Source organism: Burkholderia sp. YIM B11467 (genome assembly GCF_052952715.1).
The window spans coordinates 97,732-111,969 of sequence record NZ_JBQVSQ010000016.1 but is presented as its reverse complement, the minus strand read 5'-3'; the positions used below and the strand labels follow the sequence as shown (position 1 = coordinate 111,969).

Sequence of the window (14,238 nt, the reverse complement as noted above, 5' to 3'; positions counted from 1 at the left end):
GTAACGTTGCGTGCAACGCTACGACTGCGCGCCGCCGCCCGCCACCACGCCGTCGATCTCCGCCCGCGTAAAACCATACTTCGCCGTCCGCTCGCGATGATCGGCCGAGCCGAGATACTCGCGCAGCTTCCCATTCACGGCCTGCACGAGCGCATCGTTGTTCCTGCTGAACGAGAACGCGCCGACCGGCGCCGCCGCACCCGCGCCACGCTCGTGCGCGACGGCTGCCACGCCTTCGATCGCACCCGCGACAACGCGGTTCCCGATCGCCGTGCTTGCATACGCATCGATCTGCCCCGCAAGCAACGCGGCGACTGCGTCGGGCTGATCCTTGAACACGACGATCTGATCGTCGCGCACACCTGCCGACCGGGCCGAGTCGATCTGCACCTGCGCGGCCACGCACCCCAGCCGTGCATCGCCGCGTGCCGCGACGGCCGCGTAACTCGTCAGCGCCTTCGGATTGCCGGCCTGAACCAGAAACCCGTCGCCGATCGCCCACACCGGCACGCTGAACGCAACGTGCTGCGCGCGTTCGGCCGTCACGAAGATCGGCACGTTCATGTCCCAGCGGCCGGCCTGCACGCCCGGCAGCAGTGCGTCGAACGAGGTCGGGTGATACTCGATTTCCGTCACGCCGATCGCGCGCAGCACCACCTCGGCCAGCTCGATATCCGCGCCGGTTACGGTGCCGTCTTCGCCCGTCCAGTAGAACGGCGGCTCCTCGATATACGCAATCCTTACTTTCATCGTGTTACTCCTGACGTTCCATGATGTCCGCCCCGCTCGCCCGCCGGGCGCCCGGTTCATGCCACAGCCGCATCCATCGCCTGCGACAGCGCCGACAATGCCGGCGACAGGCGTTCCAGCGGAAGATAACCGAAGCCCAGCCTGAACACGCGGCTGCTTTCGCCAAACCACGTGCCGGACGCCAGTTGCAGATCGTACTCGGGCAGCACTTGCCAGAAACGCGCCACGGCCTGCTCGTCGAATGCATCCGCGCGCAACCGCACACAGCACAGCGCACCGGCATCCGGCCGTACCCACTCGACGCGCCCGCGCTCGCCTTCGCACCAGCCCGACACGACGTCCAGCGCACTGGCAAGCAGCCGGCGCCGGGGCGCGAGCACACGCTCCCGGTTGCGCAGCAAGGTCGCGGCAAGCGTTTCGTCGAGCACCGAACCCGAGATCACGGTGTTCAGCTTGGCCACGAGCAAGCGCGCCCGAAGCCCCGCGTCGGCCACGGTGAGCCACCCGGTCCGCAGACCGGGCGCACCCAGCGCCTTCGACACCGACGAGCCCGTGACGATGCGTGCATCGACACCCGCGAAACTGGCGGCCGAGGCGGCATCGCCATAGGTCGCCTCGCGATAGGTCTCGTCGATGAACAGTATCGCGTCCGGACACTGCCGCGCCATCAACGCGAGCAGCCCGTCGATCTCGGCGCGCGACGCCTGTACGCCACCGGGATTCTGCGGGGACGCAATGCTGACCAGCCGGGTGTTCGGCGACAGGTTCGCTTCGAACTGCGCGAGGTCCAGTCGATAACCGTTCTCGAACGACAGCCGCACCTCGCGCACCGTCGCGCCGGCGCCGACCAGGCAATCGCGACTCGGCGGAAAGCACGGCGTCGCGAGCACGGCTTCGTCGCCGGGCCGGCATAACTCGTACGCAAGCAGAAACAGCCCGAGCGCGGTGCCTTGCGTCGTCACGATCTGCGCGGCCGGCACGTTGCAGGTATCGGCAATCGCGTCGCGCAGCGCGGCCGCGCCTGCCGACTGGCTGTAGCCGAGCTTCAGGTTGCGAACCGGTTCGACGCCGGCCAGATCCAGCAGCTCGCCGACCGTCAGGTCTTGCGACGTGCTCTCCGCCAGGTTGAAGGTTCGATTCACATCGAGCAGCGAGATGATTTCGTTGTACGGAAATCGTCCGCGCCACTCACCGGATTGCGTCTGTGTTGCTTGCATGCGCTTGCCCCTCAATTTGCTTTGCTGGTCAACCGACCGGAACAGCGCCATCGTAGCGTTCGCACGAAAACCATAACAGCCACAATTTTCCGACGATTGGACCAACACAATTCTGCTTGGCGAGATGCCCGCGCACGATCGATAATCGGCCACTCCCCTGCCGCAGACGCCCCATGGACACGCATACGCCGTACCGTTACAGGCAACTGGCCGATCTCATCGTCGGCATGATCGACAACGGCACGCTCGCACCCGGCGCGCGGCTGCCGTCGGTGCGCGCCGTGAGCGAGCAGCAGCGCATCAGCGTCTCCACCGCGCTGCAGGCCTACCGTCTGCTCGAGGATCGCGGCGTGCTCGTGTCGCGGCCGCAGTCCGGCTTTTACGTCGCGGCCTCGAGCGGCGGGACGCTCGCGTTGCCGTCGGCGTCGCGCTCACGCGCGAAGGCGTCGACGGTGTCGATCAGCGGCGCGGTCGCCGCGTTGCTCGAACACGCCGCCAATTCGGCACTCGTGCCGCTCGGCTGCGCGGTACCCGACACGGCGCTGCTGCAATCGAAACGGCTCGATCTCGCACTCGCTCGCGCGGCGCGTCAGCACGGCATGCGCTACAACGTCTACTGCCCGCCTTACGGCGAGCCGGCGCTGCGCCGCGAAATCGCGAGGCGGGCCATGCGCTTCGGGCATCCGCTGTCCGCCGACGACATCCTCGTCACGAACGGCTGCACCGAAGCGCTGACGCTTGCATTGAATGCCGTCGCGAAGCGCGGCGATACGATTGCGGTGGAATCGCCGACTTATTTCGGCTTGCTTCACACGCTGGAAGCGTTGGGGATGAAGGCGCTGGAATTGCCGACCGACCCGCTGCGCGGTGTCGATGTCGGCGTACTCGCGCAGCGGCTCGAATCGGAACCGATCGCCGCCTGCGTGCTGTCGTCGAGCTTCGGCAATCCGCTCGGCTCGACGATGACCGAAGACGACAAACGGACGCTTCTAGCGCTACTCGCTCGGCATCGCGTGCCGCTGATCGAAGACGACGTCTACGGCGACATCCACTTCGGGCGCGATCGGCCCAGGCCGTTCATCGCACTCGACGGCGGCGCCAATACGATCTACTGCAGCTCGTTCTCCAAGAGCCTCGCGCCTGGTTACCGGATCGGCTGGATCGCCGCGGGCGCCCGCGCGCAACAGGTGATGGAACGCAAGCTCGCGCTCAGCCTCTGCGGCCCCACGCTGCTCCAGGTCGCTCTGGCAGATTTCCTGGCGAGCGGCGCATACGATGCGCACTTGCGCCGTATCCGGCGGCTGTTCGAAGAGAACCTGGCGCGGATGACGCGCACGATCGAAGCCAGCTTTCCGGCCGACACCAAAGTGAGCCGGCCAGCCGGCGGTTTCGTGCTCTGGCTCGAACTGCCGAAGCGTTTCGATTCCCGCGCGCTGTTCGACGCCGCGCTCGAACAGGGCATCTGCTTCGCGCCGGGCGACGTCTTCTCCGCCAGCCGGCGCTTTCGCCACTGCCTGCGCCTGAGCGCGGGTCACGTGTGGAACGAACGCATCGAGGACGGCATCCGGCGCCTCGGCCGGCTCGCACAAGCGCAGCTCGCGCGCTGATCGGACAGCGGTCGCCGCCCGGCAGCCGACCGTTTCAGCCGCCGACCTTGAACGCCGGAAGCTGCTGCCCGAGCCGCGCGCCCATTTCCGCGCCGAGCGCCTGCAGCGCATTGAACGGCCGAATCATGACCTCGAACTCGACGATGCGCCCGTCGTCGTCGAAGCGAATCATGTCGATCCCCTTCAACGCCTTGTCGCCGACGTTCGCGCTGAACTCCAGCACCACGTTCTTGCCGTCGTCGGCGACGAACTGGCGGTGATAGGTGAAATTCTCGAGGATCGTGACCACCGTGCGCAGCGCCATCAGCAGCGCGGGCGCCGGGCCATACGGCTTGAACGCCATCGGCGAACGGAATACGGCGTCCGGATGGACGATCGAATCCAGCGCGCCAAGATCCTTGCGTTCGATCAGCGCATGCCATGTGTCGAGCGAGGTCGCGACAGCGGGATGAAGATGCATCGGTGAATTCGTCATCGAAGACTCCTGTAGCGTCGGGCGGTAACAGAACGAATCGGTGTCAAAGGGTCGCGGCAAGCGTCGTGCCCTGGTGAATCGCGCGCTTCGCATCGAGCTCGACGGCTTCGTCAGCGCCGCCGATCAGGTGCACCTTGCATCCGGCGGCCTGCAGTTGCTCCGCCAGTTCGCGCGACGGCTCCTGCCCGGCGCAGATCACCACGTTGTCCACTTGCAGCGTCTGCTCGACACCGTCGATCGTCACGTGCAATCCATCGTCGTCGATGCGCCGGTACGTCACCGCCGACGACATCCCGACGCCGCGCGCCTTCAGCGCCGTGCGATGAATCCACCCGGTGGTCTTGCCGAGCCCGTCGCCGACCTTCGACGCCTTGCGCTGCAGCAGATGCACGCGCCGCGCCGCCGGCTCGGGCTGCGCATTGCGCAAGCCGCCGGCCCTTGCGTACGATTGATCGACGCCCCATTCGGCAAAAAAACGGTCGACGTCGATGCGCGCGCCGTCGTCGCGATGGACGAGGAATTCCGCGACGTCGAAGCCGATTCCGCCCGCGCCGACGATCGCGACGTTGCGGCCCACGGCCTTGCCGTCGCGCAGCACGTCGAGATAACCGAGCGTCTTCGCATGGTCGACACCGTCGATCGGTGGCGTGCGCGGCACGATGCCGGTCGCGATCACCACTTCGTCAAATTCGCCCTGCAGCAACATCTCGGCGGTCGCGCGCGTATTGACGTGAAGCGTCACGCCGCGCAGTTCGATCTGCCGGCGGAAGTAGCGCAACGTTTCGTGGAACTCTTCCTTGCCGGGCACCTGCTTCGCGATATTGAACTGGCCGCCAATCTCGGCGCCGGCTTCGTACAGCGTCACCGCGTGACCGCGTTCGGCCGCCGTGACCGCGAAGCCGAGGCCCGCCGGCCCGGCGCCGACCACCGCGATCCGCTTGCGCTGCTGCGCGGGCTGGATCACGAGCTCGGTTTCATGGCATGCGCGCGGATTCACGAGACAGGACGTGATCCTGCCGCTGAACGTATGGTCGAGGCACGCCTGATTGCAGCCGATACACGTGTTGATTTCGTCCGCGCGCCCTTCCCGCGCCTTGCGAACGAACGCGGCATCGGCGAGGAACGGCCGCGCCATCGACACCATGTCGCAATAGCCGTCGGCGAGCAGTTGCTCGGCGACTTCCGGCGTATTGATCCGGTTGGTCGCGACGAGTGGAATGCCGACCTTGCCCATCAGTTGCCGCGTCACCCACGCGTATGCGGCACGCGGCACCTTGGTCGCGATGGTCGGAATGCGTGCCTCGTGCCAGCCGATGCCGGTATTGAGGATCGTCGCGCCGGCCGCCTCGATCGCCTGCGCGAGCCGGATCACCTCGTCGAGCGTCGAGCCGCCTTCGACGAGATCGAGCATCGACAGCCGGTAGATGACGATGAAGTTCGCGCCGACCCGCTCGCGCACGCGCCGCACGATCTCGACCGCGAAGCGGATGCGGTTCTCGTACGCGCCGCCCCACGCATCGTCGCGATGGTTCGTGCGTGCGGCGATGAATTCGTTGATCAGGTAGCCTTCGGACCCCATGATCTCGACGCCGTCGTAGCCCGCGTGTTGCGCAAGCGCCGCGCATCGCACGAAATCGGCGATCGTCTCGTCGACTTCGTCGCTGCTCAACGCGTGCGGCGTGAACGGGTTGATCGGCGCCTTCAGCGCGCTGGGCGCCGCGAGCGCCGGGTGATACGCATAACGCCCGAAATGCAGGATCTGCAGCGCGATCTTGCCGCCCTCCGCCTGCACCGCGCGCGTCACGACACGATGGCGCTCGGCGTCCGCTTCGGTCGTCAGCATCGCGCCGCCCGGCGCCGGACGGCCGCGCTCGTTCGGCGCGAAGCCGCCCGTGACGATCAAACCGGCCTCGCCGCGCGCGCGCTCCGCATAAAATGCCGCCATCCGCTCGAAGCCGTTCGGCGCTTCCTCGAGGCCGACGTGCATCGACCCCATCAGTACGCGGTTCCTGAGCGACGTGAAGCCGAGTTCGAGCGGGGTCGTCAAATGCGGATAGCGGGTCATCGGTCGGCTCCTGTTAATGCAACAAGTTGCAGAAATATTAGCTCGCCGATTCTGTTTATGCAACATGTTGCATTAACAAGACTCCCCGCTTGTACTGTGGCCCCGATATGGCAAGATGCGGTTCATTCCGCCGCCGCTTCCGACCCGACATGTCCCTGCCTCACGCGCTCCTCACCGCTCTCGCCGAACGCCCCGGTTCGGGCTCCGAACTCGCCGACCGCTTCGATCGCTCGATCGGCTATTTCTGGCAGGCGACGCACCAGCAGATCTATCGCGAACTGGGGCGTCTCGAGGAAACGGGCTGGATCGAATCGCTGCCCGCCGAATCGGGGCGCGGCCGCAAGCGTGCGTACCGGATCCTGCCGGCCGGCAAGAAGGAACTGCGGCGCTGGATCGCCGAACCGGAAGATCCGACGCCGCTGCGCGAAGCGCTGATGGTGCGCCTGCGCGCGGAAGCGGTGCTGGGCCCGGCGGGGCTCGAGGAAGAAATCAGGCGGCGCATCGCGCTCCACCAGGAGAAGCTCGACCTGTATCTGCAGATCGAAGCGCGCGATTTCCCGGAAGGCGCCGATTCGCGCGCGAAGCGCCTTCAGCACCTGGTATTGCAGGCCGGCATCGCGAACGAGCGGTTCTGGGTCGAGTTCTCGCAGGATGCGCTCGACACGCTGCGTCTGCCGAAGGATTGACCCGCGCGCGTCTCGACCACGCGCGGTAGCACTCAGGCTGCGGATCGCGGCCGGACGCGCGCGCCGCCACCGGTTTGCAGCTGTTCGACGAGAAACAGCCCGATCGCGTCGAGTGCCTGCGCGGATGCCTTCAGCTTGCCGATCCCGCCGGCAAATCCATGCGACATCCCGTGCCACACGTCGAGCCGCGCATCCACGCCGGCCGCGACCGCTCGCTCGACCCAGCGACGCGAATCGTCCAGCAGCACTTCGTCGTCGCCGACATGAATCCGCACCGCGGGCAAGCCCGCGACACGCGCGTAAAGCGGCGACGCCAGCGGATGCTTCGGATCGGCTGCCCCGAGATAAGCACGCACCAGTTCCGACACCTGCGCCCGCGTGAAGAGCGGATCGGCGTCGGCACGCGTGTCGTAGGTCGCGCCCGACAGCGTCAGATCCGTCACCGGCGACAATGCCGCGACACCCACGAGCGTCGTATCGGCCGTGACCGAGGCCGAGACCGAAACCGCATCGGCCGCGACCCGCGACGCGAGCACCAGCGCGAGCGCACCGCCGGCCGAATCGCCGGTGACGGCGATCCGGCGAATGCCTTTTTCGGCGAGCCCGCGATAACAGGCCAGCACGTCGTCGATGGCGGCCGGAAACGGATGTTCGGGCGCCAGGCGATAGTCCGGAATGAAGGCCCTGACGCCGACCCGCACCGCCAGTTGCGCGACCGAATGGCGGAACGCCGCCGCGGATCCGAAATTGAACCAGCCGGCATGCAGATGGAGCAGCGCGTCGCCGGAGCGCACATGCGCGGGAAACACCCAGTACCCCGGCACGCCACCGACCGTGTCGAACGCGAACGTGACATCGTCGCGGCGCTGCACGTTTTCCATCGCCGCATCGAACGCGTCACGCGCTTCGATGCCCAGCCGCGCCCCCTTCATCGCACGCATGCCGGCCCGCATCGCGGCAACGACCGCCGCATCGTCCGGATCGAGCGGATGCATCACGACGTGCTCGCTCGGCCCGCCGTCGTTCGAAACGTTGTTCATCGTCAGCCCTTCTGATTCGGAAAGTCATCGCGTACGGCTGCCCCCGCCAGACCGCGCGAGGCGCGCCGACGTTCAGGCGAACAGCTTGTTCGCGGTCCGTGCGATCAATTCGCCCTGATGACGCGCACCGGCCAGCTCGATCTCGCTCGGCAGGCGCTGCCCCTGCCCGCCCGCGATCGTGGTCGCACCATACGGCGCGCCGCCGACGATTTCGTCGAGCGTCATTTGCCCCTGGTGGGTGTACGGCAGCCCGACGATCGTCATGCCGAAATGCAGCAGGTTGGTGATGATCGAGAACAGCGTGGTTTCCTGGCCGCCATGCTGGCTCGCGCTCGACGTGAACGCGCCGCCGACCTTGCCGTTCAGCGCGCCGCTCATCCACAGGCCGCCGGCCTGATCCAGGAACGCCGCCATCTGCGACGAGATGCGGCCGAAGCGGGTCGGCGTGCCGACGATGATCGCGTCGTAGTGGGCCAGTTCGGCCACCGTCGCAACCGGCGCCTGCTGGGCGAGCTTGAAGTGCGCGGCCTGGGCGACAGCTTCCGGCACCGTTTCCGGCACCCGCTTGACGTCGACCGTGGCGCCCGCCGAGCGGGCGCCTTCGGCCATCGCATCCGCGAGCGCCTCGATATGACCGTACGACGAGTAATACAGCACGAGAACTTTAGACATGACGAACTCCTAACGATGGTCGCGAGGAAGTCGCGACGGTATCAACGCGCGCCGGCTGACGCACGCCGTGTGGTGTGACGGAATGAAAGTCGGAACGACCGTGCGGTGGTCCTGACGAGACGGCCGGGCCTGTCACGCGCCTGGTCGCCCCGGAGGATCGGCCCGTTCGGCTCACGCCGCCGGTGCGATACGCAACGCGGTGCGCCCGATCCGTGCGTCGAGGCTGAACGCGCCCGCGCCGAAGTACGCGATCTGCAGCAGGCCGCCGGCCATCATCACGTTCTTCAAAAAGTGAATCATCTGGTTCTGGTCGGCGAAGTTGTGATGGAAGAACACCGCGGTCACCAGACTGAACAGCGCCATCGCCAGCGCCACCGGACGGGCCCGATAACCCGACATCAGCAGCAGGCCGCCGCCCGCCTCGACCAGCACCGCGACCACGAAAGCGAGCGACGGCGCCGGCAGGCCGACGGACGCGATGTAGCCGACGGTTGTCGCATGCGCGGCGAGCTTGCTCAACCCGCTCATCAGAAACGGCGCGCCGATCAGAATGCGGCCGAGAAGCGGAAGATACTTGTAACGATCCATGATGAACTCCTGAAATGAAATGATTCGGTGGACTGGGAAATCAAGGCACTCAGCCGGCGTCCACCATCACCAGCTCAGAATCTTCGACCGCGACAATCTCGAGCGCGGCCTCGTTCGTGATCGCGACGCCGTCCAGCGGCCCCACGCGTTCTCCGTTCACTTCGATGCGCCCCGAAGCCGCGACGAGATACGCGCGGCGCGATGCGCCCAATACTTGCCGGACCTGTTCGCCCGCCTTCAGCGTCGCGCCGAGCACCCGTGCATCGGCACGGATCGGCAGCGCACCGTCGTCGCCGGCAAAGCCGCTCGCCAGCACGACGAAACGTCCGGACCGGTCGCCTTTCGGAAACTGCTTCGTGTCCCACCCGGGCACCCCGCCGTTCGTGCGCGGCATCAACCAGATCTGATAGAGCTTGAGCGGCATGTCGCCCCGGTTGAACTCGGCATGACGGATGCCCGTTCCCGCACTCATGACCTGCACGTTGCCCGCGCTGATCGTTCCTTCGGATCCCAACGTGTCGCGATGGCCGAGCACGCCTTGCCGCACGTACGTGATGATTTCCACGTCGCGGTGCCCGTGCATCGGGAACCCGCTGCCGACGGCGATCTCGTCGTCGTTCCAGACGATCAACGGTCCGAGCGGCGCGTGCTCCGGCGTGCCCTCGGCCGTGACCGCGAAATGGTATTTCGCACGCAGCCAGCCATGGTTCGCCGCATCCAGTGATGCCCAGCGTCGATGAGTCAGCATGTCCGCCTCCTGTTTCCTGGTGCCCGAACGACGGGCGGTTGCCTGGCGGCGCCTCACCGGAATCTGCGAAGCACCGAACGTTGGACGAATGCTAAATTCGCAAAGATCGCTCGCATATCTCCTGAATTGCAACGTATCATTGCTCCCAGTAGAACGATCTCATCGAACGGAGCCGTCGCCATGAACCCCATCGCCGACCTGAACGATCTGCGGCTCTTTGCGGAAGTGGTGGAACACGGGAGCTTCACGGCCGCCGCCCGCAGCCTCGGCGCGCAAACCTCGAAGCTCAGCCGGCGCATTCGCGCGCTCGAGGAGGAGCTCGGCGTGCGCCTGCTCAATCGCACGAGCCGCAGCCTGTCGCTGACGGAAACCGGGCGGCAGTTCCATCAGCATTGCGTCGCGCTGGTCGCGGAATCGAAGGCCGCGAAGGACATCGTGGATCGCACGCGGACGCAGCCGCAGGGCACCGTGCGCATCAGTTGCCCGGTCGGGCTGCTGAGTTCCGGTGTCGCGGAGATGCTGGCGCGCTACATCGAGAACAATCCGCAGGTTCAGGTGCTGCTCGATGCGACCAACCGGCGCGTGGATGTGGTCGAGGAAGGCCTGGATTTCGCGATCCGGGTCAGGGTTCCGCCGCTGGAGAACACCGATCTCGCGATTCGGCAACTGGGGCGGTCGTTCCGGATTCTCGTCGCCAGCCCGGCACTGGCCGCACGTTTTCCGGCACCCGAGTCGATCGACAGCCTGAAGGACTGGCCGACAGTTTCAACGGCCAGTAGCGGCGACAAGTACGTGTGGAGTCTGGCCGACGCCGACGGGCGGGCCATCTCTTTCGCGCATCGGCCGCGACTGGCCACCGACGATCTGGGGAGTCTGCGGCTGGCGGCGCTCGGCGGCATCGGCGTCGCCGAATTGCCGCGCGAACTGGTGAGCGCCGACCTTCAGGCCGGCCGGCTGCTCCACCTGCTGCCCGCGCTGTCGGCGCCGACGGCGCTGGTCCATGCGATCTTCCCGACGCGCCGCGGCATGGTGCCCGCCGTTCGCCATCTGCTCGATGCGCTCGTCGCGGGCTTCGACGAACTGAACCGGATCGCGTAGCGGCCGCCGGCGCGGCCGCACACGCAGCGCGATGACGCGCGTCGGGTCCGGATCACGCGTCCGGCAGGATCACCACCTTGCCCTTCACCTGCCGGTTCGCGATCCGCGCGATCGCGTCGGCCGCACCGGCCAGCGACACGCGCTCGGTGATCGCGGGCCGTACCTTGCCGGCCGCGAACCATTCGGCGAGCAGACGCATGTTCGCGACATGCTGCGCGGGATCGCGGCGCACCGCGTCGCCCCAGAACACGCCGAGTATGTCGCGCTCCTTGAGCAGCGCCAGATTCAGCGCGATCTTCGGAATCTCGCCGGCCGCGAAGCCGACCACGAGGAACCGGCCGTGCCACGCGGTCGCGCGCAAGGCCGCCTCGCTGTAGGCGCCGCCCACCGGATCGTAGACGACGTCGGCGCCGCGCCCGCCGGTCAGTTCGTCCACGCGGCGGCGCAGGTCTTCGGTCGCATAGTCGATCGTCTCGTCCGCGCCCGCTTCGCGGCACAGCGCCAGCTTGTCGGCACTCGACGCCGCCGCGATCACGCGCGCGCCGAGCGCCTTCGCGATCTCGATCGCGGCGAGCCCGACCCCGCCCGCCGCGCCCAGCACGAGCAGCGTCTCGCCCGGTTGCAGGCGCGCGCGCTGCTGCAACGCGTGCAACGACGTGCCGTAGGCGAGCACGAGCGCCGCGCCCTGCTCGAACGTCATGCCCGGTGGCAGCGCGGCGATCTGGTGCACGTCGGCCACGCACTGTTCCGCGAACCCGCCATGCCCGGTGAACGCGACCACGGAATCGCCGGGCCGCCATTTGGCGACGCCTTCGCCGACCGCATCGATCACACCGGCAAACTCGGCGCCCGGCGAGAACGGCAGCGCCGGCTTCACCTGATACAACCCCTGGACGATCAGCGCGTCGGGGAAATTGAGCGACGCCGCCTTCACCTGAATCCGGACCTGCCCCGCGGCCGGCTCCGGAATCGCCACGTCCTCGATACGCAGGCGGTCGATCGGGCCGAATGCGGTACACAACAGGGCTTTCATGCTCTTCTCTCTCCTTGCGCGGCGTGGCCGCGGATCGGTTCAGCCTGCGGGACACGCCCGCACGGCCGGGTCACGACGAATACGCGGTGGCCGGCAGGATCGGCATCCGCAACATCGTCAGCATTCCGGAATATTGACGCGGCGACGTTCAGAACCACGCGTCGCGCATGTCGAGCGTCGTCGTGTCGACGCTCGACAGCAGATCGAGCTGCGCATCCACCTTCGGCAATTCCCAGCGGAAGAAGTAACGAGCCGCCGCACGCTTGCCGTCGTGGAAATCGCTGTCATGCCCGTGCGCGGCGAGCGTCACGTCGAGCCACAGCCACGCGACGACGAGATGGCCGAACGCTTCCAGATAGACGCTCGCGTTCGCGAGCCGCTGCTGCGGATCGCCGATCGCGCCCAGCTGTCGCGTGACGTCGCACAGCCGCGCCCAGCGCTGCGCCAGCGCATCGGCCTGCGCGCGCAGGTCGGCATCCAGCGCCCGCGCGCGTTCGACGGTCGCGCCGATACGCACGTCGAGTGCGCGCAGCAATGCGCCGTCGTCCTGCACAGCCTTGCGGCCCAGCAGGTCGAGCGCCTGGATCCCGTGCGTGCCTTCGTGAATCGGATTGAGGCGATTGTCGCGATAGAGCCGCTCGACCGCGTAGTCGCGCGTGTAGCCATAACCGCCGTGCACCTGGATCGCGAGGTCGTTCGCGGCGAGACACCACTGCGACGGCCAGCTTTTCGCGATCGGCGTCAGGATATCGAGCAGGCGCGCGGCATTGGCACGCACCTGTTCGTCGTCGTGCGCGCGCCCTTCGTCGACCAGCTTCGAGCAGTACAGGATCAACGCGAGGCCACCTTCGACATAGGCCTTCTGCGCGAGCAGCATCCGCCGCACGTCCGGATGCGCGACGATCGGCGCCTGCGGCGCGGCCGCGTCCTTGCCGGCCGGGCCGAGCGGACGCCCCTGCGGCCGGTTGCGTGCGTAGTCGAGCGCGTGCAGATAACCGGTGTAGCCGAGCGCCACCGCGCCCGCGCCGACACCGATGCGCGCCTCGTTCATCATGTGGAACATGTAAGCCAGGCCGTGGTTCGGCTGGCCGACCAGGTAGCCGATGGCGCCCGCACGCCCCTCCGGACGATAACGCGTGCCTTCGCCGAAATTCAGCAGGCAGTTGGTCGTGCCGCGATAGCCCATCTTGTGGTTCAACCCGGCAAGCACGACGTCGTTGTGCTCGCCGCGCGCGCCGCCATCGGCCGGCAGGTACTTGGGCACGATGAACAGCGAGATGCCGCGCGTGCCGGTCGGCAGCCGGCCGTGTTCGTCGGGAATCTTCGCGAGCACGAGGTGGACGATGTTCTCCGCCAGTTCGTGCTCGCCGCCGGAAATCCACATCTTGTTGCCGGTCAGCCGGTAGCGCGGGCCGAGCGGCGAGTCGCCGTCGGCATCCGCGCGCGTCGTGATGTCGGACAGCGACGAGCCGGCTTGCGGTTCGGACAGGCACATCGTGCCGAGGAAGCGCCCGTCCAGTTCCGGGCGCGCGAACGCGTCGATCTGCGCGGGACTGCCGTGCGCGACGAGCAGGTTTGCATTGGCGACGGCGAGGAACGGATAAGCGGCGGTCGCGATGTTCGCGGCCTGGAAGTACAGGAACGACGCGGCTTCGACCAGCTTCGGCAAGCGCATGCCGCCGAGCGTTTCGTCATGGCCCGCGGCGATCAGCCCGGCGTCCGCGAAAGCCCGCACGGCCGGTTCGACTTCCGGAATCAGCGTCACGCGCTCGCCGTCGAAATGCGGCTCCTCGCGGTCGCCGCGCGCGGCGTGCGGCGCGAACAGGTCTTCGGCGATCCGCTCGCTGGTGTCGAGCACCGCATCGAAGGTCTCGCGACTGTGCTCCGCGTAGCGCGGCAGCGCGACGAGCGCTTCGGCATCGAGCCAGTCGTACAACAGGAACGCGAGATCGCGTCGCGACATCAACAGGCTCATCGTGCTGCCCTCCGGGTGGCCCGCGTCGGCGACGGCCGCTCATGCGCCCGCCGGTCGATCCGCCTGCGCTCGATCGATGCATGCTTCATCACGTCTGTCTCCTGTCGGGCGGCGCGCCGGGCGCGCCCATGGGCTCCGGTTGCCGGGGCCGGATGAATCGGTCGGTGACTGCAAGTGCTGGCGGAAATTTAGCACGGTCGTTCTATAACGACAATGCCCGGTTGCGCGCCAGCGAGCCGCGACGACGGCGGCACGCGCAAGCCCGCTCATCCGGATTCGTGCCG

General features: G+C 67.3%; 13 protein-coding genes. 3 read left to right on the top strand and 10 right to left on the bottom strand.

Features of this window, described 5'->3' with window-relative positions:
- Positions 1 to 18: 18 nt before the first annotated feature.
- Both ACTRWB_RS35150 and ACTRWB_RS35145 read right to left on the bottom strand, forming a co-directional pair.
- Positions 19 to 750, bottom strand: coding sequence for a transporter substrate-binding domain-containing protein (locus ACTRWB_RS35150; protein WP_446904573.1), 732 nt, complete (start codon positions 748 to 750; stop codon positions 19 to 21).
- Positions 751 to 806: 56 nt separating this feature from the next.
- Entirely contained in the window at positions 807 to 1,967 is a 1,161-nt protein-coding gene (locus ACTRWB_RS35145; RefSeq protein ID WP_446904572.1) for a pyridoxal phosphate-dependent aminotransferase, read from the bottom strand.
- A 173-nt stretch (positions 1,968 to 2,140) separates the two neighbouring features.
- Between ACTRWB_RS35145 and ACTRWB_RS35140 the strand changes: the two genes are divergently transcribed.
- Positions 2,141 to 3,574, top strand: a complete 1,434-nt coding sequence (locus ACTRWB_RS35140; protein WP_446904571.1) for an aminotransferase-like domain-containing protein — start codon at positions 2,141 to 2,143, stop codon at positions 3,572 to 3,574.
- Between the two features lie 34 nt (positions 3,575 to 3,608).
- Here the strand turns inward: ACTRWB_RS35140 and ACTRWB_RS35135 are convergent, their stop codons facing one another.
- Together ACTRWB_RS35135 and ACTRWB_RS35130 are read right to left on the bottom strand one after the other, a co-directional pair.
- Positions 3,609 to 4,049 carry a nuclear transport factor 2 family protein gene (locus ACTRWB_RS35135; protein ID WP_446904570.1) on the bottom strand — a complete coding sequence of 147 codons (441 nt, stop codon included), beginning with the start codon at positions 4,047 to 4,049 and terminating at the stop codon, positions 3,609 to 3,611.
- Between the two features lie 43 nt (positions 4,050 to 4,092).
- On the bottom strand, positions 4,093 to 6,114 hold the full coding sequence (locus ACTRWB_RS35130) for an oxidoreductase (protein ID WP_446904569.1): 2,022 nt from the start codon (positions 6,112 to 6,114) through the stop codon (positions 4,093 to 4,095).
- A 149-nt stretch (positions 6,115 to 6,263) separates the two neighbouring features.
- On the opposite strand from ACTRWB_RS35130, the gene ACTRWB_RS35125 reads away from it, so the two are divergent.
- Positions 6,264 to 6,800 (top strand): PadR family transcriptional regulator, encoded by a 537-nt coding sequence (locus ACTRWB_RS35125; protein WP_048244274.1) that lies wholly within the window; start codon positions 6,264 to 6,266, stop codon positions 6,798 to 6,800.
- A gap of 32 nt (positions 6,801 to 6,832) precedes the next feature.
- On the opposite strand, the gene ACTRWB_RS35120 is transcribed toward ACTRWB_RS35125, so the two are convergent.
- The 4 genes from ACTRWB_RS35120 to ACTRWB_RS35105 all read right to left on the bottom strand — a co-directional run bounded on the left by ACTRWB_RS35120 (position 6,833) and on the right by ACTRWB_RS35105 (position 9,848).
- The gene (locus tag ACTRWB_RS35120; RefSeq protein ID WP_446904568.1) at positions 6,833 to 7,840 is read right to left on the bottom strand and encodes an alpha/beta hydrolase; all 1,008 of its coding nucleotides are present in this window, start codon (positions 7,838 to 7,840) and stop codon (positions 6,833 to 6,835) included.
- 72 nt (positions 7,841 to 7,912) lie between these two features.
- A complete protein-coding gene (wrbA, locus tag ACTRWB_RS35115) occupies positions 7,913 to 8,512 on the bottom strand; it encodes an NAD(P)H:quinone oxidoreductase (protein WP_412022063.1) in 600 nt (199 codons plus the stop codon).
- Positions 8,513 to 8,683: 171 nt separating this feature from the next.
- Positions 8,684 to 9,100 carry a DoxX family protein gene (locus ACTRWB_RS35110; RefSeq protein ID WP_122166525.1) on the bottom strand — a complete coding sequence of 139 codons (417 nt, stop codon included), beginning with the start codon at positions 9,098 to 9,100 and terminating at the stop codon, positions 8,684 to 8,686.
- A gap of 49 nt (positions 9,101 to 9,149) precedes the next feature.
- The gene (locus ACTRWB_RS35105; RefSeq protein WP_446904567.1) at positions 9,150 to 9,848 is read right to left on the bottom strand and encodes a pirin family protein; all 699 of its coding nucleotides are present in this window, start codon (positions 9,846 to 9,848) and stop codon (positions 9,150 to 9,152) included.
- A gap of 180 nt (positions 9,849 to 10,028) precedes the next feature.
- On the opposite strand from ACTRWB_RS35105, the gene ACTRWB_RS35100 reads away from it, so the two are divergent.
- The gene (locus ACTRWB_RS35100; RefSeq protein ID WP_446904603.1) at positions 10,029 to 10,946 is read left to right on the top strand and encodes a LysR substrate-binding domain-containing protein; all 918 of its coding nucleotides are present in this window, start codon (positions 10,029 to 10,031) and stop codon (positions 10,944 to 10,946) included.
- A 52-nt stretch (positions 10,947 to 10,998) separates the two neighbouring features.
- Here the strand turns inward: ACTRWB_RS35100 and ACTRWB_RS35095 are convergent, their stop codons facing one another.
- Together ACTRWB_RS35095 and ACTRWB_RS35090 are read right to left on the bottom strand one after the other, a co-directional pair.
- A complete protein-coding gene (locus ACTRWB_RS35095; protein ID WP_446904566.1) occupies positions 10,999 to 11,979 on the bottom strand; it encodes an NADPH:quinone oxidoreductase family protein in 981 nt (326 codons plus the stop codon).
- Between the two features lie 148 nt (positions 11,980 to 12,127).
- The gene (locus ACTRWB_RS35090) at positions 12,128 to 13,954 is read right to left on the bottom strand and encodes an acyl-CoA dehydrogenase (RefSeq protein WP_446904565.1); all 1,827 of its coding nucleotides are present in this window, start codon (positions 13,952 to 13,954) and stop codon (positions 12,128 to 12,130) included.
- Positions 13,955 to 14,238 lie beyond the last annotated feature (284 nt).